This window comes from Mycobacterium gordonae (genome assembly GCF_017086405.1).
Lineage (GTDB): Bacteria > Actinomycetota > Actinomycetes > Mycobacteriales > Mycobacteriaceae > Mycobacterium > Mycobacterium gordonae_D.
Window position 1 is genome coordinate 6,525,841 of the sequence record NZ_CP070973.1, and the last position, 24,150, is coordinate 6,549,990.

Below are 24,150 nucleotides of genomic sequence, written 5' to 3' on the forward strand. Positions count from 1 at the left end.
ACTAAGCTCTTCCAGCTATGTCGACCGTCGAGCAGGCACCAGCGACCTCCGGGTCCGCCGCGCAGCACGCGCTGCCCGATCCGGGCGAGGCGGTACCCAAGCTCGCCCTGCCCACCATCGGGATCTTTCTCGCGTCCCTGACCGCATTTGTCACCTGCACCGTCGGCTACGTCAACGGCTGGTCACCCTGGTGGGTGACCATTCCGGTCAACGCGGCGGTGACGTTCGTGATGTTCACCGTCGTGCATGACGCATCGCACTACTCGATCAGTTCGGTTCGCTGGGTCAACGGGCTGATGGGGCGCCTGGCCTGGCTCTTCGTCGGTCCGGTGGTCGCCTTCCCGTCGTTCGGGTACATCCACATTCAGCACCACCGGCACTCCAACGACGACGACCAGGATCCGGACACCTTCGCCTCGCACGGGAAATGGTGGCAGTTGCCGCTGCGCTGGTCGCAGGTGGAGTACTTCTACCTGCGGTATTACCTGCCGCGTGCCCGCAGTCGGCCCGTCACCGAAGTCGCCGAGACGGTGGTGATGATGGTGCTGTCCCTCACCGGGTTGGCCGTCGCGATCGCCACCGGCAACTTCTGGATCCTGCTCGTCGTCTTCCTGATCCCACAGCGCATCGGCCTGACCATCCTGGCCTGGTGGTTCGACTGGCTGCCTCATCACGGGCTGGAAGACACTCAGCGCACCAACCGCTACCGCGCGACCCGCAATCGCGTCGGCGCCGAGTGGCTGTTCACCCCGGTGCTGCTGTCGCAGAACTACCACCTGGTGCACCACCTGCACCCGTCGGTCCCGTTCTACCGGTACCTGCGGACCTGGAAACGCAACGAAGAAGCCTACCTGGAACGCAACGCGGCCATCAACACCGTTTTCGGCCAGCAGCTCAATCCCGATGAGTATCGGGAGTGGAAGGAGCTCAACGGTCGGCTGTCCAAGCTGCTGCCGGTTCGGATGCCGTCCCGATCCAGTTCGCCGCACGCCGTGCTGCACCGCATCCCGGTCGCGTCGGTGGATCCCATCACCGCCGACAGCACCCTGGTCACCTTCGCCGTGCCCGAGGATCTGCAGGACGCGTTCCGGTTCGAGCCGGGCCAGCACGTCACCGTCGTGGGCGCCGAAGGCGTGCGCCGCAACTACTCGATCTGCGCTCCAGCAACACGGGCGCAGCTACGGATCGCGGTGAAACACATTCCCGGCGGCGCCTTTTCGACGTTCGTGGCCGAACAGCTGAAGGCCGGTGACGTGCTGGAGTTGATGACGCCGACCGGCCGGTTCGGCACCCCGCTGCATCCGCTGAACCGCAAACACTACGTCGGACTGGTGGCCGGCAGCGGGATCACGCCCGTGTTGTCAATTGTCGCAACAACTTTGGAGATCGAGACGGAGAGCCGGTTCACGCTGATCTACGGTAACCGCACCAAGGAGTCGACGATGTTCCGCGCCGAACTCGACCGCCTCGAATCGCGGTACGCAGACCGCCTGGAAGTGCTGCATGTGCTCTCGGGTGAATCGTTGCACGCTCCGGAACTGCGAGGGCGGATCGACCGGGACAAACTCAACCTCTGGCTGACCGGCAATCTGCAGCCCGACCATGTCGACGAGTGGTTCATCTGCGGTCCTTTGGAGATGACGACCGCGGTGCGCGAGACGCTGCTGGAGCACCGGGTGGACGGCGAGCGCATCCACCTCGAACTCTTCCACGGCTTCGAGAGCGCTCCGGCCACGGACCAGTCGTATGAGGCTGCGACGGTGACGTTCACCCTGTCCGGCAAGCAATGGACGTACGACCTGACGCCCGGCGACTCGATTCTGGAAGGTGCGCTGCAGGTGCGCGATGATGCGCCGTACGCCTGCATGGGTGGCGCGTGCGGCACCTGCCGGGCGAAGTTGGTCGAGGGCAGCGTCGAGATGGACCACAACTTCGCGCTGGGGCAGGCCGAGTTGGACGCCGGTTACATCCTGACGTGCCAGTCACATCCGACGACGCCGTTCGTCTCCGTCGACTACGACGCCTGAGTCCACTGCAAGCGCCCGCCGGCCACTCCCCTCCCCTTCGCCGCCGAGTGTGAATCTCACGACGCGACACGCCGTTTGAGCGTCGGCAGATTCACACTCGGCAAGTCATCGACGCCAGCCCGCCGCCTCCATCGCCGCGACGACGCGGCCGATGAAAGTGGCCTGCCGATATCGAAGCAGTTCGCTGCTGACCCTGATGATCGTCCAGCCCAGATCGAGCAACGCGGCGTGCCGGTCGATATCGCGGGCGCGCTGTTCGGGATCCGTCCAGTGCTGAGGGCCGTCATATTCAATGCCGACGCGCAACTCGTCGTAGCCCATGTCGATGCGCGCCACGAAGTCTCCGTAATCGCCGCATACCCTGATCTGCGTCTGGGGTCTCGGTAGCCCGGCATCGATTAATGCCAGCCGCGTCCGCGTCTCCTGCGGCGATTCCGCGCCACCATCCACCAGCGGCAATATCTGCCTAAGCCTGACCAGGCCGCGCGCGCCGCGATGTTCAGCGACGACGGCCTCCACATCGGCGACCTTGACATCGGTCACCTTCGCCAGGGCATCGAGGCGCTGAACTGCGAGTAGGCGGGTGGTGGTTCGGCGTCCTATGTCGAATGCGGTGCGAGCCGGGGTGGTCACTCTGATCCCGCCGAAAGTCAGCACTTCGTGCGATGCCAGCCTGTCCGAGTGAACGACGATGCCCGCCGGAGGTTTTCGATTGTCGTGTACCAACTCAGCATCCAACGAGGGACTGACCCATTTCGCGCCGAGTAACGCCGCCGCCGAATTGCCCGCGACAACACCGCGCCGGCGCGACCACAGCCATGCGGCTCGTGCTCGTTGACTCGCGGTCAGCTCGATACCGGCCGGGCAGTAGATGCCCGGATAGACGGCGGCGTACAGCGTGCGCAGGGCGCGCTCGGGAATTGCGTTCGCGGACAGCACTTCGGTGCCGAGAAACGGCCAGTCCATGCGCGGATGCTGTCACCTGACCACCGATTGCCGCCGTCACCCATCCCCACCTCCGAGCGAGTGTGTAACTCACGACGCGACACGCCGTTGTGGCGTCGAGAGATTCACACTCGACGCCAAGGGATGAGAACTAGAGACGCTCGATGATGGTCACGTTGGCGGTGCCGCCACCCTCGCACATCGTCTGAAGCCCGTAACGACCGCCGATGCGCTCGAGCGTGTTCAGCATGGTGGTGAACAACTTCGCGCCGGTGGCGCCCAACGGGTGACCGAGCGCGATCGCGCCGCCGTTGGGGTTGACCTTCTCCGGGTCGGCCTTGGTCTCCTTGAGCCAGGCCATCACGACGGGTGCGAAAGCCTCGTTGATCTCGACGGTGTCGATGTCATCGATGGAGAGTCCCGTCTTATCCAGCGCGTAACGGGTGGCCGGGATGGGCCCGGTGAGCATGAACACCGGGTCGGCTCCGCGGGTGCTGATGTGGTGGATGCGCGCACGCGGGGTCAGACCGTGGTCTTTGACGGCCTGCTCGGAGGCCAGCAGCACCGCGGACGCGCCGTCGGAAATCTGGCTTGCCATCGCCGCGGTCAAACGGCCGCCCTCGATCAGAGTCTTCAATCCGGCCATCTTTTCCAGCGAGGACTCCCGTGGTCCTTCATCGACGCGGAAAGCCCCGGATTCCGTTTCGACACTGAGGATTTCGTTGTCGAAGTTGCCGCCGCGGATCGCCGCGAAGGCACGCTCGTGGCTGGTCAGCGAGTATTGCTCCATCTCTTCACGCGAGAGGTTCCACTTCTTGGCGATCATCTCCGAGCCCCGGAACTGGGAGATCTCCTGGTCGCCGTAGCGGTGCAGCCATTGCTTGGATTCGTTTGTGGGCGAGGTGAATCCGAATTGTTCACCGACGGTCATCGCCGACGATATCGGGATCTGGCTCATATTCTGCATGCCACCGGCCACGATGAGGTCCGCGGTACCAGACATGATCGCCTGCGCGCCAAAGGAGATGGCCTGTTGACTGGATCCGCATTGGCGGTCGACGGTGACACCCGGCACCTCTTCGGGGTAACCGGCAGCCAACCACGACAGTCGGGCGATGTTGCCGGCCTGCCCGCCGATTGCGTCGACGCAACCGGCGATCACGTCGTCGACGGCGGCCGGGTCCACGTCCACCCGGTCCATCAGTCCGCGCCACCCCAAGGCACCAAGGTCGACGGGGTGGATTCCGGCCAACCCGCCGCCGCGCTTACCAACCGCGGTCCGCACAGCGTCGATCACATAGGCCTCGGAAAACCCAGCCATTTTCAAATCCCTTCTTTCGCGATTCCACCCAGAACGATGGCGAGATATTTCTGACCCACCTGCTCGGCGGTGAGCGGTCCGCCGGGTTGATACCAGCGCACCGACACCCACGTGGTGTCACGGATGAATCGATAGACCAGGTCGACGTCCAAATCGGGCCGGAAGTAACCCTCCTTGATGCCCTGCTTGAGCAGGTCGACCCACATCTGGCGCTGCTGTCTGTTCAGGTCGTCGATGTAGGAAAATCGCGGCTGGGACGAAAGTCGTTGCGCCTCATCCTGATAGATGACGACCTGGGCGTGCCGATGCTCGATCGCCTCGAACGACGCCATGAACAAGCCCTTCAGGCGCTCCAAGGGATTGGGTTCGCTGTCGACGATCTCGCGGTAGCGCGCAAAGAGCCAGTCGAGAAAACCGCGCAGCAACTCGTCGACCATCTCCTCTTTCGAGGCGAAGTGGTGATAGAGACTGCCGGACAGAATGCCGGCGCCGTCGGCGATGTCGCGCACCGTGGTGGCACGCAAACCGCGCTCGGCGAACATCACCGCCGCGAGTTCCAATAACTCGTCTCGGCGACTGTTAGCCTGGCCGGCCACACGCTCCACTGGACCAGGGTATCAACCAAGCGCTTGCTCGGCCAATGGCAGGTCCGCCCAGGCCGCTACGGTCGCGCGCCATCCGGCTCATCGAGCGGACCCGCCGGGATCGCGTCAGCTACCGCAGGGCGACGACAGATCGGGCGGAACGTCCACTCCGGAGTGATTTCGAGAAAATTTCAGCAAAACGGAACAAAGTTCAGCACGCAGCCTTAAGGTTCTGCGCTATCGGGTCTACTCGCCACGGGCGGCGGGATTAACGGAGGTCAGCGCGCCATGAACTTTTCCATGCTTCCACCGGAAATCAACTCCATGCGGATGATGTGCGGTGCTGGGCCTGCCCCCATGCTGCAAGCCGCGGCGGCGTGGTCGGGCCTGGCCGAGGAACTCGGTTCGGCGGCGGACTCGTTCTCCTCAGTGACCTCGAACCTGGCCGGCCAAGCCTGGCAGGGGCCCGCAGCCCAGGCCATGACCCGAGCCGCAGAGCCGTACCACCTGTTCTTGCGGTTGGCGTCCACCCGCGCTCTCACCGCCTCCACCGGCGCCAAAGAAGTCGCCGCGGTCTTCGAAGCTTGCAAGTCCGCGATGGTCCACCCGCAAGTGATCACCGCCAACCGGCAAGCCATGCTGCAAGCGGTCCGCACCAACTTCTTCGGCTTCAACGCCCCCTTCATCGCCGCAGCCGAGGCCGCCTACGAGGAGTTCTGGGCCACCGACGTCGCCGCCATGTTCGGATACCACGGCGGCGCGTCCGCAGTAGCAGCCCAACTGTCGTCCTGGCAGCAGACCCTGCAGAGCCTGCCCGGCATCGGACAGCTCTTCGGCGGGGTCAAGGGCGCCGCCCCCGCCGCGCCCGGAGACCCGAACATCGGCATCGGCAACAAAGACGGCGGGCTGAACGTCGGGAACGGTAATACCGGCAACAACAACATCGGCAACGGAAACACCGGCGACCTGAACCTCGGCGGCGGAAACATCGGGAACCAGAACGTCGGCAGCGGCAATAGTGGTTTCACCGGCAGCGACGCTGGTGCGAGAAACATCGGCTTCGGGAACAGGGGCAATGGCAACATCGGCCTCGGAAACCTTGGCAATCCCCTCACCAGCGCCAACCCGGGCGCGAACGTTGGCCTCGGTAACGCCGGCAACGGGAACTTCGGTGTCGGGAACCACGGCGATTCGAACGTCGGCGCCGGAAACACCGGGAATGGCAACATCGGGCTGGGCCTCACCGGGAACAAGCTGGTCGGCATCGGCGGGGCGTACTACGACACGGTAGCGGGCCAGTTCCATTTTGACGGTCTCAACTCCGGCACCGGAAACATCGGCTTCGGCAACTCTGGCACCGGAAACATCGGCTTCTTCAACTCCGGAGACGGCAATGTAGGCATCTTCAGCTCGGGCGCCAACCTGGTTCCGGCCGATTTGGGCAAGATTCAGGGCCTGGGCATCGGCAACTCCGGCTTCGGCAATATCGGCATAGGCAATACCAGCTCAGGAAACTTCGGCATCGGCAACTCCGGTACCGGGTTGGGCGGCCTGAACACGGGAATCGGAAACTCGGGCACCCTTAACACCGGCTTCGGAAACGCGGGCAGCCTGAACACCGGTTGGGGCAACTCCGGCTCGCTAAACACCTTCGACGGGAACTCGGGCAACGTCAACACCGGCTTCTGGAACTCCGGAGACTTCAACACCACCATCGGATCTACTACCGACGTCGCCGCCACCCAGTCCGGCTTCAACAACACGGGAACAAACGCCTCGGGCTTCAACAACTCCACCAGCGGTACCGGCGCCAGTAGCGTCTCGGGCTTTTTCAATAAGGCGAGCGGCGCCAACGCGGTGAACGGCGCCATATCCGGATTCTTCAACACCGGTGCACCGGCGAGCCAACCGCCCATCTTCCCGCCTCCGATCACCGTTAGCGGCTTTGCTTCTGGCTTCTTCAACACCGGCAGCTTTGGTGGCGGATTCTTCAGCCTCACACAACTTCTGAAGAACCTGTAACCAATCGAGGATGGAGCGCACCAGAATGCTCGCCGAGGCCTGCGCCTTGGCGAGCATTCCGCACTGCCGGCACCAGGCCTGATCGTTCGGTCTCCCTGGCGGCCATTGCCGAAAACACCTGCTTGCGAGCAGGTTTCGCTATATGGTCATGCGTCGAGATGAATTTCGCTGCGCTCCCACCGGAAATTGATTTCTTGCGAATGTTCCTCGGTGCAGGTTCGGCCCCACACCGGCGCCGCCCCGGCCGGGGCCCAACTGGCGCCCTGGACCGCCGGCCTGCAGAGCCTGCCCAATATCGGCATCCGGTAACAGGCGCGTCTCCAACATCGGGAGCGGCAACACCGGCAGTGCAACGTCGGCATCTTCAGCTCACGCGACAGCTTCCTCCCGTCGACAGCCGTCCCACCACGGGTCATTTCAATCGGGGATCTGGGGGCCACACGGTCCTCAAGCTCAGCCGGCCCTGACCGCCTCACCTGCACCAATTGATTAGTCGACTCAAATTTTGACGAAATGCCATGTGGCGTAGCCAAACCCACCGTAGTGTCAGCCAGGGTTTGCAAGTCGGCGGTCATGGGGGGCCGCTGCGCATCAATCTGGGGGGACAAGCGTGTCGAACTTTGCGGTGCTACCGCCTGAGGTCAATTCGTTGCGGATGTTCATCGGCGCCGGGTCGGCGCCGATGCTCGAAGCCGCGAGTGCCTGGGCCAGTCTCGCCGACGAGTTGGCGACGGCGGCCGAAGCGTTTTCGTCGGTGACCTCCGGTTTGGCCAGCCTGGCCTGGCAGGGACCGGCCGCGGCAACCATGGCGGCGGCCGCGGCACCGTACACCGGGTTCCTCAACACCGCGTCGACGAAGGCGCTCCTCGCCGCCACCCAGGCCAACGCGGTGGCCAGCACCTTCGAGGTTGCTCGGGCCGCCACAGTTCATCCGCTAGCCGTCGAGGCGAATCGCAACGCGTTCGTTGCGCTGGTGCGCTCGAACATTCTGGGGCTCAACGCCCCAGCGATTGCGGCCGCCGAAAGTGTTTACGAAGAGATGTGGGCCGCCGACGTCTCCGCAATGGCCGGCTACTACTCCGGCGCCTCGGCGGCGGTCGCAGACCTGATCCCGATTCCGACCGGGCTGCAGCAACTTATCGCCACCCTGCCCAGCCTGGGCGTCGGAAATTTGGGCAACGCCAATATCGGCAGCGGCAACGTCGGCGGCGGCAACCTCGGCGGCGGCAACCTCGGCAGCTCGAATCTCGGCGGCGGTAACAACGGCAGCCAGAACATCGGCAGCGGCAACGTCGGCAGCGGCAACATCGGTGGCGGCAACTTCGGCCAGAACAACATCGGTTTCGGAAACAGCGGCCTGGGCAACGGCTTTCGGTTCGCCGGTGACGGTGACAACAACATCGGTTTCGGCAACAGCGGCAACAGCAACGTCGGCCTGGGCAACAGTGGGGATCGGAATCTGGGCGGCAGCAGCAGCGGCAACAACAACATCGGTTTCGGCCTTACCGGGGACAACCTGATCGGCTTCGGCAACGCCTACTTCGACCGCGCCACCGGCCAGTTCGTCCTGCATGGCTTGAACGCCGGCAATGGCAACATCGGCTTGTTCAACTCCGGCAACAACAACATCGGCTTCTTCAACTCCGGTGACGGCAATGTCGGCCTCTTCGGTTCCGGCTCAAACCCTTTCGCTCCCGGAAGCCTCAACAACATAGGCGTGGGCAACTCCGGCACCGGCAACCTCGGCCTGTTCAACGCCGCCTTCGGCAATACGGGGGTAGGCAACGGGGGCAGCGTCAACACCGGCTTCGCCAACGGGGGCAGCGTCAACACCGGCTTCGCCAACGCCGGCAGCTGGAACACCGGTTGGGACAACTCGGGCCTGGCCAACACCGGAATCGGGAACTCCGGCGACTCGAACACCGGGCTGTGGAACGCCGGCAGCGTGAATACGTGGGTCGGCGCGACCACCGACAGCGGCGCCAGCAGCTCCGGTTTCTTCAACGCCGGCGAGGGCACGTCGGGATTCTTCAATTCCGCCAGCGGCCCCGCAAGCGGCTTCCTCTCCGGCATCGGGAATACCGCCGGCGGGTCGCCCGAGGTGAACGGCAGGGGCTCGGGCTTCTTCAATTTCGGACTGCCCACCCCCGCAAGCAGCGATCCATTGGACGGCGTCATCAGCGGCTTCAACTCCGGCCTGCTCAACTTCGGTGCGTCGTTGTCCGGCATCTTCAGCCTCGGCCGGCTGCTGGGTTAGCCCTTTGGCGCGCCACCAGTTCGCTCCAAACACAAATAAAACTCCAATCGAGGTCCTAGCATCGCAACGGACACCTGATTCCGTTCGGGCACGGCCTCCTGCATGGCGGCCGGTGGAACAGGTTGGAGGTCGACCATGGTCAGTTATCCGATGTTGCCACCGGAACTCAATTCATTGCTGATGTTCAGCGGTGCGGGCTCCGCCCCGATGGCGCAGGCGGCTGCGGGCTGGAACGTGCTGTCCGACGAACTGGGCGCCGCAGCAGGTCTTTTCACGTACACAACCTCCTCACTGGCCGGTCAGGCGTGGCAGGGGCCGGCCTCGGCGGCAATGACAGCGGTGGCCGCCTCGTACGCGGAGTGTCTCAGCGACGCGTCGACACGTGCCGCGACGGCAGCCGGTCAAGCCCAGGCGGTGGCTGGCGCATTCGAGGCAGCTCGCGCGGCGACCATCCATCCGGTGGCCGTCGCGGCCAATCGCAATGCCTTCCTCGGATTGGTGAGGTCGAACGTCCTGGGACTGTTCGGCCCCGCGATCGCCGCCGCGGAAGCTCAGTACGAGGAGATGTGGGCAGCCGATGTCGCGGCGATGACGGGCTATCAGGCCAGTGCAGCGGCGGCTGCCGCGCAGTTGAACCCGTTTGCCCAGTTGCTCTCGACACTCCCGAATCTGGGGATCGGCAACAAGGGCGGCACCGGCAATATCGGTAACGGCAACAACGGCGCCGCCAATATCGGTAGTGGCAACAACGGCAGCGGCAATATCGGCGGCGGCAACGGCTTACCTGGCAATCCGGCCGCCGGAAACGTCGGTAGTGGCAACAATGGCAACTACAACATCGGCTCCGGAAACGTCTCGAACGGCAATGTCGGATTCGGGAACGCCGGAGACGCCACCACAAATGTGAATCCCGGCAACAACGTCGGCGTGGGTAACGCCGGCAATCACAACTGGGGCCTGGGGAACCGCGGCAACGACAACCGGGGTGGCGGCAACTTCGGCTCCAACAATATCGGTGGTGGCAACACCGGAAACGGCAACTTCGGCTTCGGCAATACGGGCAACAACAACATCGGCATCGGTCTGACCGGCAACAATCAGATGGGCATCAACCTGGCCGGCCTGTTGAACTCGGGCAGCGGAAATATCGGCTTCGGCAACTCGGGGACCAACAACATCGGGTTCTTCAATTCCGGCGATGGGAACGTCGGCATCTTCAACACCAGCGCCAACCTGAGCGCCCTGCCCGGCAATTTCGGCATCGGAAACGCAGGCCAAGGAAACCTCGGCTTCGGCAACTCGGGTGCGGGCAACTTCGGCCTCGGGAATGCCGGCAACTTCAGCACCGGCTTCGGCAACACCGGGTCAGAGTCCACCGGCTTCGGAAATGCCGGAACGCTGAGCACCGGATTCTGGAACTCGGGCGTACTGAACACTGGTTGGGGAAATTCGGGTGGGTTGAACACCGGTTTCTGGAACTCCGGCAACGTGAACAGCGGCGTCGGTTTCACCACAAATTCCGGCGCCACCCAGTCAGGTTTCGGCAACTCCGGTCCGGGAATGTCCGGATTCCTCAACTCTGCCACCGGGCCCGGCGCCGGTAATATCTCCGGCTTCTTCAACAAGGCTGGTGGCGGCACGTCGAACGGCCTCGTGTCAGGCTTCGGAAACACCGCGGTTCCCGGTTCGTTGCCCAACCCCAACGTCAGCCAGTTCGTGTCAGGCCTGTTGAACACCGGCAGCTTCATGTCCGGGCTGTTCAGCATCGAAAGCCTGCTCAAACAGCTGACATAACACGTCGCACCCCGACGCTGAGTGTGAAATCGACTGCGCGACAGTCCGATTGGCGACCATACTGGGCACCCGCGGCACCCCGGGAGAGCTCAGCGAACGGACACCTGCGGCGGTTCCTGCGAGACGTCGGATTTGACGCTCAGGAAACTCCGGACGACGCCGGTCTTGTCACCACCAGACTTGGTCTTGGCCGTGAGCGGGAACAGCACGTCGCCGCTGTATCGCGCCTCGAGGCGATACGGATCGAAAAAGCTGAGCTTGAGTTGGGTGGTGTCGGGCGGTCCCCAGTTGACGGTGCCGTCGACGACGTCGGGATCGCGGGCGCGCTGCGGGCAGTTGGGCGGCGCCAACTGCGTGGATTTCGTGCAGTCGGACAGCGCCGCTGTGATCGCCGACATCGTCGCCGACTGCCCCGCGTCGCTGAGCGCAAAGTCGAAGTCGTTGAAGTAGCCACCCGACGCCGAGAGCCCGTCGAGCAGGTACGGCTTCTTCTGCTTCACCGCGATGTTCGCGTTGCTGGTCGACGCGTCGATGTAGCCCGGAAACACATACACCGGGGCGGTGCCCACGGGACTGCCGAAGAAGAGCAGGGTCTTGAGCGCGTCGTTGTCCACGGTGCCGAGGGGTTCGATCTTGGTCGCGGCATGCTCGATCTTCCACGCTTTGCCGGACTTCTTGACCGACATCGTGACGTCGGAGGTGTTGTCACCGAACTTCGCCACTACGTGCACCCGGGCGAAGCCCAAACTGTGCTCGGAGTCGTCGCCGAGAATCTTGACTCCGCTGATAGGCCAGCGGGCAATCTGCTTCTTGAGGATGTCGTCGGTGAGGAATTGGTCGGATCCCGGTTGATCGCTGCTGTAGGTCAAAGCAGCGGCGGCGTCTCCCCGCGCCAGCGCATCGAGGTATCCCTTGACGGCATCACCGGCCTTACCCGATCCGCTGTCGCCAGTCGATGCCAGCGATACGACGAGGACCACCGCGAGTATCACGGTCGCGATGGCGCATAGCGCGATGATGAGCGGCTTCCGGCTACGCCGTCCGGGGTTAGCCGGCGGACCGAATTGACCGGGCATCTGAGGCCCCACCGGCCAAGCCGGCGGGCCCTGCGGAGGCGGGCCCGGCGGAAATCCCGCATTCGGCTGGGCAGGCCACGCCGGCGGGTTAGGCGCCGGGTTGTGAGGTAGCCAGCCGACCTGAGTCGGGCCGTCTGCGGGATTGGGCGGGTGGTCCCACGGATGCGGATCCGGCCTGTAGCTCACTGCACGACTCCTGCCAGCAATACGATCCTGCGCATCAATCCCCCCGGTGCGGACGGCGCCGACCAGCCCAAGCGCGACTTGAAATGACTTTCAGTGTACGGCGCAGTCGGACACAAAAATGCGCGGAAATTCAACGCCTCGGATCAAGCGTGCTGATTTGAGACCGAAATCACTTCTCCGGTCAGATAACTCGAGTAATCGCTGGCCAGGAACGCGATCGTGGCCGCAACCTCCCACGGCTCGGCGGCGCGCCCGAATGCCTCCTGGGCTTCCAGCCGGTCCAGCAGCTCCGCCGAGGTGGTTTTGTCCAGGAACTTGTGGCGCGCGAGGCTGGGCGACACGGCGTTGATCCGCACTCCGTACTCGGCGGCTTCGATTGCGCTGCAGCGGGTCAGCGCCATCACGCCGGCCTTCGCGGCGGCGTAGTGGGACTGCGAGTGCTGCGCGCGCCAGCCCAGCACACTGGCGTTGTTGACGATCACGCCGCCGTGTGGCGCGTCCCGGAAGTACCGCAGCGCCGCGCGAGTGGCCCGGAACACCGACGTCAGCGAGACGTCCAGCACGCGGTCCCACTCCTCGTCGGTCATATCGGCCACCGGCGTCTGGCCGCCGAGCCCGGCGTTGTTGACCAGCACGTCAAGCCGGCCGAACCGCGCAGTGCAGGACGAGATCAGCGCGTCGACCTGCGCGGTCGATGTCACGTCGCACACCACGTGCTCCACCCGGCCCAGTCCCAGCGCGGACAGCTCCGAAGCCGTCTCGCCCAGCCTGCGCTCGTGGTGGTCCGAGACCAGCACATCGGCGCCCTCGGCCAGCGCGCGGCGCGCGGTGGCCGAGCCGATGCCGGTGCCCGCGGCGGCGGTCACCACGACCACCTTTCCCTGCAGAAGCCCGTGCCCGGCAATTTCCTCCGGCACCTCGGACAAGCTCAACCCTTAACCTCCCTCGGCAGACCGAGCACCCGCTCGGCGATGATGTTGCGCTGAATCTCGTTGGATCCGCCGTAGATGGTGTCGGCGCGGGTGAACAGGTACAGCCGCTGCCATTCGTCGAACTCACCGTCGTCCAACACCAACCCCGGCTTGCCGATCACGTCCATGGCCAGTTCGCCGAGCGAGCGATGCCAGTTGGCCCACAACAACTTTGACACGTTGTCCTGACCGGGTTGCTCGACGTCCATGGTCGCTAGGGCATAGGACCGCATGGCGCGCAACCCGGTCCACGCACGAGCCAACCGCTCCCGGACGAACGGATCGTCAGCCGCACCGGTGCGCTGGGCCAGCTTGGCCAGATTGGAAAGCTCACGGGCATAGACGATCTGCTGGCCCAAAGTCGAGACGCCGCGCTCGAAGGTCAGCGTTCCCATGGCGACCCGCCATCCGTCGCCGGGCTGACCGACCACCATCGACGCGTCGGTCCGGGCGTCGTCGAAGAAGACCTCGTTGAACTCAGCAGTGCCAGTGATCTGGATGATCGGCCGCACCTGGACACCGGGCTGATCCAGTGGCACAAGAAGATACGACAATCCGGCGTGCCGCTTGGAGCCCTTCTCGGTGCGCGCGACCACGAAGCACCACTGCGAGAGGTGCGCCAGGGACGTCCACACTTTCTGGCCGTTGATCACCCACTGGTCGCCGTCGAGTTCGGCGGTGGTCGAGACATTCGCAAGGTCGCTGCCGGCGCCGGGCTCGGAGTAGCCCTGGCACCAGAGTTCGGTCACATCGAGGATGTGCGGCAGGAAGCGCTGTTGCTGCTCTGGAGTCCCGAAAGCGATCAGCGTCGGACCCAGCAGCTCTTCACCGAAGTGGTTGACCTTGTCCGGGGCGTCGGCGAGGGCATACTCCTCGTAGAACGCCACCCGGTGCGCGGTCGACAACCCACGGCCGCCATGTTCCACCGGCCAGCCCAGACAGGTCAGACCCGCCTTCGCCAGGTGCTGGTTCCACGCGCGGCGTTCTTCGAAGGCTTCGTGCTCTCGACCCGGCCCGCCGAGACCCTTCAGCGCCGCGAATTCGCCGACCAGATTGTCGGCGAGCCACTGGCGGACCTCGGCCCGGAACTCTTCGACGTCCTGCATAACCTGTAGGCTAACCTACCAAGCACTTGCTTTGTTAGCCCGGCGCCGAAGCAGGCCGCTGTGGCCGGTTGAGGAGGAGCGTCCACCATGTCCAGCGATCCGCGCACGATTCCCGCGGCGCTGGATCGATTCGCGCGCGAGCTCCCCGACCACCCCGCGCTGATCACCGATGACCGCAGCTTCACCGCCGCTGAGCTGCGGGCCGAGGTGCACCGAGCGGCGGCCGCGCTCGTCTCGCTCGGCGTCAAGCCGAAGGACCGGGTAGCCATCTGGTCGCCCAACACCTGGCATTGGGTGGTGGCGTGTCTGGCCAGCCATCACGCCGGAGCGGCGATGGTGCCGCTGAACACGAGATACACCGCGGCCGAGGCGTCCGACATCATCGCGCGCACCGAAGCGCCGGTGCTGTTCGCAGCGGGCAAGTTCCTCGGTGCCGACCGGGCCGCGAACCTGGACCGCGACGGGCTGCCCGCGCTGCGGCACATCGTGCGGATTCCGATCGAGGAGGCTGACGGGAACTGGGACGACTTCATCGCCCGGGGCGTCGACCTCGACCCGGTCCCGGCGCGCAGCGCCGCCGTCGCCCCCGACGACGTCAGTGACATCCTGTTCACCTCCGGCACCACGGGCCGCAGCAAAGGCGTGCTGTGCGCGCACCGGCAGTCGCTGGCCGCGTCGGCATCCTGGGCCGCCAACGGCAAAATCACCAGCGCCGACCGCTACCTGTGCATCAACCCGTTCTTTCACAACTTCGGCTACAAGGCCGGCATCCTGGCCTGCCTGCAGACCGGCGCAACGCTGATCCCCCATCTGACCTTCGACCCGCTGCGCGCCCTGCAAGCCATCGAGCAACACCGCATCACCGTGTTGCCCGGGCCGCCCACGATCTACCAGACCCTGCTCGATCACCCCGCCCGTGGTGACTACGACCTGAGCTCGCTGCGGTTCGCGGTCACCGGTGCGGCCACCGTGCCCGTAGTGCTGGTCGAGCGCATGCAGTCCGAACTCGACATCGACATCGTGCTGACCGCCTACGGCCTGACGGAGGCCAACGGCATGGGAACCATGTGCCGCGCCGAGGACGACGCGGTGACGGTGGCCACCACCTGCGGGCGCCCCTTCGCCGACTTCGAATTACGCATCGACGAAACAGGTGAAGTGCTGCTGCGTGGACCCAATGTGATGTTGGGTTACCTCGATGATCCCGAAGCGACTTCTGCAGCAATAGATTCCGACGGTTGGCTGCACACCGGTGACATCGGCGTCGTCGACGACGCCGGCAACCTGCGCATCACCGACCGCCTCAAGGACATGTACATCTGCGGCGGGTTCAACGTCTACCCCGCCGAGATCGAGCAGGTGCTGGCCCGGATGGACGGTGTCGCCGACGCCGCGGTGATCGGCGTGCCCGACCCGAGGCTCGGTGAGGTGGGACGGGCGTTCGTCGTCACGCGGCCTGGCGCCGAACTGGACGAGGCATCGGTAATCGCCTACACCCGAGAGCATTTGGCGAACTTCAAAGCACCGCGCTCGGTGCGGTTCGTCGACGGGCTGCCGCGCAATGCCGGCGGCAAGGTGGTCAAACCACAACTGCGAGACATGGCCTGAGATTGGACCTGAAGTGGACCTGATATTCGACGAAGAAACGCTGGCCTTCCAGGCCGAGGTGCGCGAGTTTCTCGCGGCCAATCGGGAGTCCATCCCGACAAAGTCCTACGACAATGCCGAAGGCTTCGCCCAGCATCGGCTTTGGGACAAGGTGCTGTTCGACGCGGGCCTGTCGGTGATCAACTGGCCCGCGAAATACGGTGGCCGCGATGCGCCGCTACTGCACTGGGTGGTCTATGAAGAAGAGTACTTCCGCGCCGGTGCGCCCGGTCGGGCCAGCGCGAATGGCACCTCGATGCTGGCGCCCACCCTGTTTGCGCACGGCACCCAAGAGCAGCTGGACCGGATTCTGGTGAAAATGGCCAGCGGCGAACAGATCTGGGCGCAGGCATGGTCGGAGCCGGAATCCGGCAGCGATTTGGCATCGCTGCGCTCCACCGCCACCAAGACCGACGGCGGCTGGCTGCTCAACGGTCAGAAGATCTGGAGCTCTAGGGCGCCGTTCGCCGACATGGGATTCGGATTGTTCCGCTCTGACCCGTCCGCGCAGCGCCACAACGGGCTGACCTACTTCATGTTCGACCTCACGGCACCGGGCAGCACGGTGCGCCCGATCGTCCAACTCGGTGGTGACACCGGCTTCGGCGAAATCTTCCTCGACGACGTCTTCGTGCCCGATGACGACGTCATCGGCGACCCGAACGACGGTTGGCGGGCGGCTATGAGCACCTCCAGCAATGAGCGTGGCATGTCGCTACGCAGCCCGGCCCGATTCCTCGCGGCCGCCGAACGCCTGGTGCGACTATGGAAAGACAGCGGCTCGCCTCCAGAGTTCGCCGACCGCGTGGCTGACGGCTGGATCAAGGCACAGGCCTACCGCCTGCAGACGTTCGAGACCGTCACCCGGCTGACCAGCGGCGGCGAGTTGGGCGCGGAGTCCTCGGTCACCAAGGTGTTCTGGTCGGACCTGGATGTGGAGCTGCACCAGACCGCACTGGACATCCGCGGCGCAGACGCCGAGCTCGTCGGCCCGTGGACCGATGGCCTGCTGTTTGCGCTCGGCGGTCCGATCTACGCCGGCACCAACGAGATTCAGCGCAATATCATCTCCGAACGACTGCTCGGCCTACCCCGGGAGAAGCGCTGATGGACTTCGCACTGGACGCGCAGCAGCGCGACTTCGCTGCCAGCATCGACGCGGCCCTGGGTGCGGCGGATCTACCGGCCGCCGTGCGCGCCTGGTCGGCGGGCGACACCGCACCCGGCCTCAAAGTGTGGGCGCAACTGGCCAACCTCGGCATCACCGCCCTGATCGTGCCCGAGAAGTACGACGGTATCGATGCCTCGCCGGTGGACCTGGTGGTCGCGATGGAGCGACTCGGCCACTGGTGCGTGCCGGGGCCGGTCACCGAGTCCATTGCCGTGGCCCCGATTCTGCTAGCCGACGACCAGCGCAGTGCGGGCCTGGCCGCCGGTGAGCTGATCGCCACCGTCGCACTGCCGCCGGAGGTTCCGCGCGCCGTCGACGCCGACACCGCCGCTCTGGTGCTGCAGGCCGGTCAGGGCAGCGTCACCGCGGGCACACCGGGTGACCGCCACGACTCCGTCGATCCCAGCCGCCGTCTCCACGACGTCACCGCGACCGGTGCAGCCTGGTCGGCGGATACCGAAAAGGCCTACGAGTTCGGCGCGTTGGCCACCGCCGCGCAGTTGATCGGCGCGGCCGAGGCACTGCTGGCGGGCAGTGTCGATTACGCGAAACAGCGGACCCAGTTCGGACGGCTGATCGGCTCGTATCAGGCGATCAAACACAAGCTCGCCGACGTGCACATCGCGATCGAACTGGCCCGGCCGCTGGTGTACGGCGCGGCGGTGTCACTGGAACCGCGCGACGTCAGCGCCGCCAAGGTCGCCGCCGGCGAGGCTGGTCTGCTCGCTGCGCGCTCGGCCCTGCAGACGCACGGCGCCATCGGCTTCACCCAGGAACACGATCTGTCGCTGTTGCTGCTGCGCGTGCAGGCCCTGCGGTCCGCCTGGGGCACAACGCAATCGCACCGACGCCGAGTGTTGGAGGCGCTCTGATGAGCACGTCGTCAGACGAACGGGAAATGCTGCGCGAAACCGTTGCGGCCCTGGTGGCCAAACACGCCGGCCCGGCAGCGGTACGCGCCGCGATCGAGTCCGAGCGCGGCTATGACGAGTCGCTGTGGCAGCTGTTGTGCGAGCAGGTCGGCGCGGCGGCTCTGGTGGTCCCCGAGGAGCTGGGCGGGGCCGGTGGCGAACTGGCCGATGCGGCAACGGTTCTGCGGGAACTCGGGCGCGCCCTGGTGCCGTCCCCGCTACTGGGCACCACGCTGGCCGAACTGGCGCTGCTCGCCGGCACCGAACCCGATGCCGACACGCTGACCGCACTCGCCGAAGGCACGTCCATCGGGGCATTAGTGCTCGACCCGGGCTATGTGGTCAACGGCGAAATCGCCGACGTCGTGGTCGCCGCCACCGATGGTCAGCTGACCAGGTGGACCGGGTTCAGCGCCGAGCCCGTCGCCACTATGGACGTCACCCGCCGGCTCGCTCGACTTGAGCCCGAGGACACCCGGCCGGTGGGCGACGATCCGGGGCTGTCCCACTTCGCGGCAATACTGTTGGCCGCCGAGCAGATCGGTGCCGCGGAGCGATGCCTTGACCTCACCGTCGAGTACACCAAGAGCCGGGTGCAGTTCGGCCGGCCCATCGGCAGCTTCCAGGCGCTCAAGCATCGGATGGCCGACCTCTACGTCGCGGTCAGCGCGGCTCGCGCCGTCGTCGACGACGCCTGCGCCGCGCCCACCCCGACCAACGCCGCCACCGCCCGACTGGCGGCCACCGAAGCGCTGAACGCCGTTGCGGCCGAAGGTATCCAGCTGCACGGCGGTATCGCGATCACCTGGGAACACGACATGCATCTGTATTTCAAACGGGCTCATGGCAGTGCCCATCTGCTTGACTCGCCGCGACAGCTGCTGGGCCGATTGGAATCCGAAGTACTCTCGACATCGTGAACCAGCACGTCGCCCAGCGAGCCGGCATACCGCCGTTCTACGTGATGGACGTGTGGCTGGCGGCGGCCGAGCGCCAGCGCACCCACGGCGACTTGGTGAACCTGTCCGCCGGACAGCCCAGCGTGGGCGCCCCGGAACCGGTGCGCGCCGCCGCCGCTGCGGCGCTGCATCTCAACCAACTGGGCTACACCGTGGCGCTGGGCATTCCGGAGCTGCGTGCCGCAATCGCCGCGGATTATCGGCGCCAGCACGGTATTTCTGTCGAGGCCGATGCGGTGGTGATCACCACCGGTTCCTCGGGCGGCTTTCTGCTGGCGTTCCTGGCCTGCTTCGACGTCGGCGACCGGGTGGCGATGGCCAGCCCCGGCTACCCGTGCTACCGAAACATCCTGTCGGCGTTGGGATGTGAGGTGGTGGAAATTCCCTGCGGGCCGCAGACCCGGTTCCAGCCCACTGCGCAGCTGCTCGCCGACCTGGATCCCCCGGTCAAGGGCGTCATCGTGGCCAGTCCGGCCAATCCCACCGGCACCGTGATACCACCAGAAGAACTGGCCGCCATCGCCTCGTGGTGCGACCAGTCCGGGGTGCGGCTGATCAGTGACGAGGTCTACCACGGCCTGGTCTACGACGGCGCGCCGCAGACCAGCTGCGCATGGCAGACATCGCGAAACGCGCTGATCGTCAACAGCTTCTCCAAGTACTTCGCCATGACCGGGTGGCGGCTCGGCTGGCTGGTGGTGCCCACCGAGCTGCGCCGCGCGGTGGACTGCCTCACCGGAAACTTCACCATTTGTCCGCCGGTGCTGTCGCAGATCGCCGCGGTATCGGCCTTCAGCCCCGAGTCGATAGCCGAGGCCGAGGCGAACCTGCATCACTATTCGGTCAACCGCTCGATGCTGTTGGACGGCCTGCGCCGAATTGGCGTCGACCGGCTGGCGCCGACCGACGGCGCGTTCTACGTCTACGCCGATGTCTCGGACTTCACCACCGACTCGTTGACGTTCTGCTCGAAGCTGCTGAACGAAACCGGTGTAGCCATCGCCCCTGGCATCGATTTCGATCCGGCCCGGGGCAACTCCTACGTCCGGTTGTCGTTCGCCGGGCCCACGAGCGATATCGAAGCCGCCCTACGCCGAATCGGCGCCTGGTTGCCGAGCCAGTAGCGCGTCCAGCCGGGCTTCGAGGCCACCCGGGTCGGGCACATCGATACCGAACCGGGTGCGCACGATATCCACCACCGCGGCCGCGTCGCCGAGCACGGTCTTCGCGCTGCCGTCGGCGCGGTGGATCGTCAGGATGCGACCGGCCAGGTTCATCCGGGCGTCGTCGGTGACCGCGGCCACCATCAGACCGGTCACGAAATGCGAGGACGGGTGTGTGGAGACGTACCAGCTGCCCACGGTCAGATCGATTTCCGGGCGGGTCTGCGTGGTGAACTCGTACAGCGACTGCCATTGGTCACGGACCTGGGCCTGCAGAACCAACCCGTCGCCACGATCTTCCAGCCGGAACGGCTCATGCATCGTCTGCTGCACCCCGCCGATCGCCATCCGCAGCGGCGAGGTGGGTGTCTGGCCGCCGAACCCGACATCGACCAGATACGGTCCCTCGCTACCGGGGAAGGTCACCGCGAGCAGGGTGTGGGTCTGAGCGGGAACCGGCGCATCCGGCGGATTCATCCACACCACGCGACCCCCGAACCGGCGAACCTGGAAACCCAGTTGAGCCAGCACATGGCCCAACAGACCGTTCTGCTCGTAGCAGTAGCCGCCGCGGCGCCGACGAACCAGCTTGTCGCTCAACGCATCCACGCTAAGATCGGCGACCGGCAGGCCCATGAACGGGTCGAGGTTCTCGAACGGAATGGTGCGGGTGTGGGCGGTCACCAGAGCCTGCAGCACGTCCAGGGTCGGCTCGGTGGCCCCGTCGTAGCCGACCCTGTCGAAGTATGCGCTCAGATCTACTGCCATGAAGCCATTCTGACCTGAACCGCGACTACCTAGGGTCGGGTTCGCTACTGTTGACGTCGCGAAACGTCCATCGCTGCGGAGGGGAAGCACCAGCACATGCCTGAGGAATCCGACGGCGCGCCCGTAACAGGCGGCATCGCAGACGAACTCACCGCGGCCGGATTCGAGGATGCCCGACAGGTCGGCCGTGGTGGCGCCGGGGTGATCTACCGCTGCTACGAGACGGCACTGGGACGAAACGTCGCGGTGAAGGTGTTGCCGTCCCACTTCGACGAGGAGAGCCGGGAGCGCTTTCTGCGGGAGGGCTACGCGATGGGCGGGCTCTCCGGGCATCCGAACATCGTGCACATCCTGCGCGTCGGGATGACCATCAGCAACCGCCCCTACATCGTCATGCCCTACCACGCCGCGGATTCCCTCGCGGTCCGGCTGCGCCATGAGGGGCCCATCCCATGGCCCGAGGCGCTGCGTATCGGGGTGAAGCTCTGCGGGGCACTGGAAACCGCGCACCGCAACGGCACCCTGCACCGCGATATCAAGCCGGCGAACGTGCTCATCAACGATTACGGCGAGCCGCAGTTGAGCGACTTCGGCATCGCCCACATCGAAGGCGGATACGAGACCGCGACCGGGTTCTTCTCCGGCACGATCGACTACACCGCTCCGGAGGTGATGACCGGTAACCCCGCCACGGTCGCCGCTGACATCTATTCGCTGGGGGCCACGATCTACGCGCTGATCGCCGGCAATGCCGCGCATGAGCGTCGCAAGGGCGAAGACCTAATTGCCCAGTATCTGCGGATCAGTTCCACTGGCATCCCGGACATGCGGCCAGACGGGATCCCCGACGCCGTGTGTTCGGCGATCGAGCATGCGATGTCAATCGATCCGGAGAAGCGGCCGGCGTCCGCCGAGGAATTCGGGCGTGAGTTGCAGGCCGCGCAGCGCGCCAGCGGATTGAAGCCCGACGCGATGGCCATCACCAGTATGGGCGACAACACCGGGCGCACGTCCATCGCGGGGCCGGGCGTCTCGGCGAGCCCGCCGGCGGGGACCGGCGAGACACGGCAAATCCCGCCGCCGCGCCGGGACGCAGTTTTTGAAGGCCCCACGTCCGCGATCAGCCGTTCGATCCCTCCGCCGGCCGCCGAGCCCGGCGTCGCGGAGAACCCTGCCGAAGCCGCGCGAATGCTGCGCGATGCGCACGGCACCCACAGGCAGGCCCAGGTCCCGCCGGCACCGGCGTCGGCCACTCCCCCCGCCAGGGCGGCGAGCAACAAGAAGTTTCTGCTGATCGGGGCGGCGATCCTGGTGGTCCTGCTGCTGGTCGCCGGCGGAGTGTTCCTTGCGATGCCCGACGACAAGAAGAACACCACCGCCAATAGCCAGTCGCGGACTCAGGCGCCGGTGGTGTGGAAACCCATTACCAATGCGCGGATCGCCCGCGATGCGGTGGCGACGACGCAATCCGATGGCACCATCTGGATCTTCGGCGGCGTCGGAAGCGACGGCAACGTCACCGGACGCCACGAGGGATACGACCCGGCCATCGACGAATGGAAGGGCGGCGACGACCTTCCGGTCCCGGTTCAGCGCGCTATGGCGGTGACGTGGCAGGGCAACCCGGTGGTGCTCGGCGGCTGGAAGACGACCGGTACCAAACCTGTTGCGACCGATCAGGTTTGGCGGGTGGTCAATAGCCACTGGGTGGAGTTGCCACACCTGCTGCAGCCCAGGGCCGCCGCGGCCGCGGCGGTGGTCGGCGACCGGATCATCGTGACCGGTGGTGTGGACGCCGGCGGCGCGCTGCTGAACACGACCGAAGTCTTCGACGGTAATTCGTGGACGCTAGGCGCTCCACTGCCGACGCCGAGGCAGTTGCTCGCCGCAGCCACCAACGGCAAGTTGGTGTACGCGGTCGGCGGAGCCAGCGGCAGCACCGATTCGGCCGCGGTGGAGGCATACGACCCGGACGCGAAAACATGGACGACGTTGCCGCCGTTGCCACGGCCCCGCAGCGATCTCGGCGTGGCGATCGCCGACGGACGTCTGGTCGCGGCCGGCGGCTTGTCCGGCGGCGAGGTGCTCAAGAGCGTGTCGGTGTTCGACCTCATGGCGAAGAACTGGGATTCTCTGCCCGACATGGCGAGCGCACGGCACGGGATGGCCGTGGCCGCGGTGGAGAAGACGGTCTACGCGATCGGCGGCGCGAGCGGGCCGGGTGACCAGCAGGTGGTGTCGTCGGCCGAAGCGTTGACGTTGCCGGCCCGCAAGACTCAGCCCGCCGCCCAATGGCGCAGCCTGCCGGACGCGAAGAGTCCCCGGCTGATGATGGCTTGGACGGTGCAGGGCGACAAGATCTGGCTGATCAGCGGGCTCTACAACGGATCGGTCCTGACCACGGTCGAAAGCTACGACCCGCGCAGCGGCGTCTGGGAAACCGGGCCGCCATTGCCCATCCCGCTGCACCACGCCGCAGCGGCCACGTACCGCAACGAGGTGGTGGTGCTCGGCGGTGCCAGCGACAACATCGCCGACGCCTCTAACAAGGTCTTCGCGTTGCGTGGCGGGAGCTGGGTTGAGTTGGCGAGCCTCACCCACCCGCGGGCCGCGCCGGCCGCCGCGGTGGTCGGCGACAAGCTCGTGGTAGTCGGTGGGCAGAACGCCAAGCAAGTGGTGCCCCAGACCGAGGTCTTCGACGGCAACTCGTGGAAGGACGCGGCGAACATGCCGACCCCGCGGGAGCACCTTGCGGCGGTGTCGGACGGCACCTATGTGTACACCGTCGGCGGCCGGTTCCTGTCGGCCGACAAGAATTCCGCCGCCTTCGAGCGCTACGACCCGCAAGCGGATGCCTGGACCAAGTTGGTCGACATGCCGACGCCGCGTGGAAGTTACGGCGCGACGTTCATCGACGGCCGGGTCGTGGCGGTCGGCGGTGAGGAACCGACCCAGGTGCTGGCCGTGGTGGAGGCCTATGACATCGCCGACGGCAAATGGTCGACGTTGCCGCCGATGCCGACCGCGCGCCACGGCGAGGCGGTCGCGACGGTTGGTAGCACGATCTACGTGATCGGCGGCGCAAACCGGCCGTCGCACGAGGGCGGTACCGCGACGGTTGAGGCACTGGACTTCATGTAGCACTTCCCGGTGCTTGTTTTATTTTTGTGGAATATGGGGATTCGCTCCAGACGGCCTGCAGACGGCCACCGCACAACAGCAAACCGTCCTATCACTGGAGC

At 65.7% G+C, this 24,150-nt stretch carries 17 protein-coding genes; 10 read left to right on the forward strand and 7 right to left on the reverse strand.

Annotated features, from left to right (window positions below):
• Window positions 1-17 precede the first annotated feature (17 nt).
• Entirely contained in the window at window positions 18-2,027 is a 2,010-nt protein-coding gene (locus tag JX552_RS28100) for a fatty acid desaturase (RefSeq protein ID WP_205875029.1), read from the forward strand.
• Between the two features lie 105 nt (window positions 2,028-2,132).
• Here the strand turns inward: JX552_RS28100 and JX552_RS28105 are convergent, their stop codons facing one another.
• The 3 genes from JX552_RS28105 to kstR2 form a co-directional block, all read right to left on the reverse strand.
• Window positions 2,133-2,993 (reverse strand): endonuclease domain-containing protein, encoded by an 861-nt coding sequence (locus JX552_RS28105; protein WP_205875030.1) that lies wholly within the window; start codon window positions 2,991-2,993, stop codon window positions 2,133-2,135.
• A gap of 130 nt (window positions 2,994-3,123) precedes the next feature.
• Window positions 3,124-4,293, reverse strand: coding sequence for a steroid 3-ketoacyl-CoA thiolase FadA6 (gene fadA6 / locus JX552_RS28110; protein ID WP_205875031.1), 1,170 nt, complete (start codon window positions 4,291-4,293; stop codon window positions 3,124-3,126).
• Between the two features lie 2 nt (window positions 4,294-4,295).
• On the reverse strand, window positions 4,296-4,898 hold the full coding sequence (gene kstR2, locus JX552_RS28115; RefSeq protein ID WP_205875032.1) for a TetR family transcriptional regulator KstR2: 603 nt from the start codon (window positions 4,896-4,898) through the stop codon (window positions 4,296-4,298).
• Window positions 4,899-5,165: 267 nt separating this feature from the next.
• Here kstR2 and JX552_RS28120 point away from each other — a divergent pair, with 267 nt between their 5' ends.
• From JX552_RS28120 to JX552_RS28130, 3 genes are all read left to right on the forward strand, one after another.
• Window positions 5,166-6,899, forward strand: coding sequence for a PPE family protein (locus JX552_RS28120; protein WP_205875036.1), 1,734 nt, complete (start codon window positions 5,166-5,168; stop codon window positions 6,897-6,899).
• Window positions 6,900-7,509: 610 nt separating this feature from the next.
• Window positions 7,510-9,156 (forward strand): PPE family protein, encoded by a 1,647-nt coding sequence (locus JX552_RS28125; RefSeq protein ID WP_205875042.1) that lies wholly within the window; start codon window positions 7,510-7,512, stop codon window positions 9,154-9,156.
• Window positions 9,157-9,291: 135 nt separating this feature from the next.
• Window positions 9,292-10,950 carry a PPE family protein gene (locus tag JX552_RS28130; RefSeq protein WP_205875043.1) on the forward strand — a complete coding sequence of 553 codons (1,659 nt, stop codon included), beginning with the start codon at window positions 9,292-9,294 and terminating at the stop codon, window positions 10,948-10,950.
• Between the two features lie 89 nt (window positions 10,951-11,039).
• On the opposite strand, the gene JX552_RS28135 is transcribed toward JX552_RS28130, so the two are convergent.
• The 3 genes from JX552_RS28135 to ipdE1 all read right to left on the reverse strand — a co-directional run bounded on the left by JX552_RS28135 (window position 11,040) and on the right by ipdE1 (window position 14,289).
• Window positions 11,040-11,930: a DUF4878 domain-containing protein gene (locus tag JX552_RS28135; protein ID WP_205875045.1), complete on the reverse strand. Its 891-nt coding sequence runs from the start codon at window positions 11,928-11,930 to the stop codon at window positions 11,040-11,042.
• 425 nt (window positions 11,931-12,355) lie between these two features.
• On the reverse strand, window positions 12,356-13,144 hold the full coding sequence (ipdF, locus tag JX552_RS28140) for a (5R,7aS)-5-hydroxy-7a-methyl-1-oxo-2,3,5,6,7,7a-hexahydro-1H-indene-carboxyl-CoA reductase (protein WP_205875047.1): 789 nt from the start codon (window positions 13,142-13,144) through the stop codon (window positions 12,356-12,358).
• Window positions 13,141-14,289 carry an acyl-CoA dehydrogenase IpdE1 gene (gene ipdE1, locus JX552_RS28145; RefSeq protein ID WP_205875049.1) on the reverse strand — a complete coding sequence of 383 codons (1,149 nt, stop codon included), beginning with the start codon at window positions 14,287-14,289 and terminating at the stop codon, window positions 13,141-13,143. The genes ipdF and ipdE1 overlap by 4 nt, the downstream gene beginning before the upstream one ends.
• 87 nt (window positions 14,290-14,376) lie before the next feature.
• Here ipdE1 and fadD3 point away from each other — a divergent pair, with 87 nt between their 5' ends.
• From fadD3 to JX552_RS28170, 5 genes are read left to right on the forward strand one after another with little or no spacing between them, the layout of a single operon-like run.
• Window positions 14,377-15,897, forward strand: a complete 1,521-nt coding sequence (gene fadD3 / locus JX552_RS28150; protein ID WP_205875050.1) for a FadD3 family acyl-CoA ligase — start codon at window positions 14,377-14,379, stop codon at window positions 15,895-15,897.
• A 13-nt stretch (window positions 15,898-15,910) separates the two neighbouring features.
• The gene (locus JX552_RS28155) at window positions 15,911-17,044 is read left to right on the forward strand and encodes an acyl-CoA dehydrogenase family protein (RefSeq protein ID WP_205875052.1); all 1,134 of its coding nucleotides are present in this window, start codon (window positions 15,911-15,913) and stop codon (window positions 17,042-17,044) included.
• A complete protein-coding gene (locus JX552_RS28160) occupies window positions 17,044-17,979 on the forward strand; it encodes an acyl-CoA dehydrogenase family protein (protein WP_205875054.1) in 936 nt (311 codons plus the stop codon). Before JX552_RS28155 ends, JX552_RS28160 begins: the two co-directional genes overlap by 1 nt.
• A complete protein-coding gene (gene ipdE2 / locus JX552_RS28165; RefSeq protein ID WP_205875055.1) occupies window positions 17,979-18,938 on the forward strand; it encodes an acyl-CoA dehydrogenase IpdE2 in 960 nt (319 codons plus the stop codon). The genes JX552_RS28160 and ipdE2 overlap by 1 nt, the downstream gene beginning before the upstream one ends.
• Window positions 18,939-18,982: 44 nt before the next feature.
• Complete coding sequence (locus tag JX552_RS28170) at window positions 18,983-20,101, forward strand: pyridoxal phosphate-dependent aminotransferase (protein ID WP_431196016.1); 1,119 nt, start codon at window positions 18,983-18,985, stop codon at window positions 20,099-20,101.
• On the opposite strand, the gene JX552_RS28175 is transcribed toward JX552_RS28170, so the two are convergent.
• Window positions 20,066-20,908 (reverse strand): arylamine N-acetyltransferase family protein, encoded by an 843-nt coding sequence (locus JX552_RS28175; RefSeq protein ID WP_205875059.1) that lies wholly within the window; start codon window positions 20,906-20,908, stop codon window positions 20,066-20,068. The genes JX552_RS28170 and JX552_RS28175 overlap by 36 nt on opposite strands.
• A 96-nt stretch (window positions 20,909-21,004) precedes the next feature.
• On the opposite strand from JX552_RS28175, the gene JX552_RS28180 reads away from it, so the two are divergent.
• A complete protein-coding gene (locus JX552_RS28180; RefSeq protein WP_205875061.1) occupies window positions 21,005-24,049 on the forward strand; it encodes a serine/threonine-protein kinase in 3,045 nt (1,014 codons plus the stop codon).
• The last annotated feature ends 101 nt before the right edge of the window (window positions 24,050-24,150 follow it).

Coding starts and splice junctions, on each gene's coding strand:
- JX552_RS28100 (WP_205875029.1), top strand. CDS start 18: ATGTCGACCGTCGAGCAGGCACCAGCGACCTCCGGGTCCGCCGCGCAG.
- JX552_RS28105 (WP_205875030.1), bottom strand. CDS start 2,993: ATGGACTGGCCGTTTCTCGGCACCGAAGTGCTGTCCGCGAACGCAATT.
- fadA6 (WP_205875031.1), bottom strand. CDS start 4,293: ATGGCTGGGTTTTCCGAGGCCTATGTGATCGACGCTGTGCGGACCGCG.
- JX552_RS28120 (WP_205875036.1), top strand. CDS start 5,166: ATGAACTTTTCCATGCTTCCACCGGAAATCAACTCCATGCGGATGATG.
- JX552_RS28130 (WP_205875043.1), top strand. CDS start 9,292: ATGGTCAGTTATCCGATGTTGCCACCGGAACTCAATTCATTGCTGATG.
- ipdE1 (WP_205875049.1), bottom strand. CDS start 14,289: ATGCAGGACGTCGAAGAGTTCCGGGCCGAGGTCCGCCAGTGGCTCGCC.
- fadD3 (WP_205875050.1), top strand. CDS start 14,377: ATGTCCAGCGATCCGCGCACGATTCCCGCGGCGCTGGATCGATTCGCG.
- JX552_RS28160 (WP_205875054.1), top strand. CDS start 17,044: ATGGACTTCGCACTGGACGCGCAGCAGCGCGACTTCGCTGCCAGCATC.
- ipdE2 (WP_205875055.1), top strand. CDS start 17,979: ATGAGCACGTCGTCAGACGAACGGGAAATGCTGCGCGAAACCGTTGCG.
- JX552_RS28170 (WP_431196016.1), top strand. CDS start 18,983: ATGGACGTGTGGCTGGCGGCGGCCGAGCGCCAGCGCACCCACGGCGAC.
- JX552_RS28175 (WP_205875059.1), bottom strand. CDS start 20,908: ATGGCAGTAGATCTGAGCGCATACTTCGACAGGGTCGGCTACGACGGG.
- JX552_RS28180 (WP_205875061.1), top strand. CDS start 21,005: ATGCCTGAGGAATCCGACGGCGCGCCCGTAACAGGCGGCATCGCAGAC.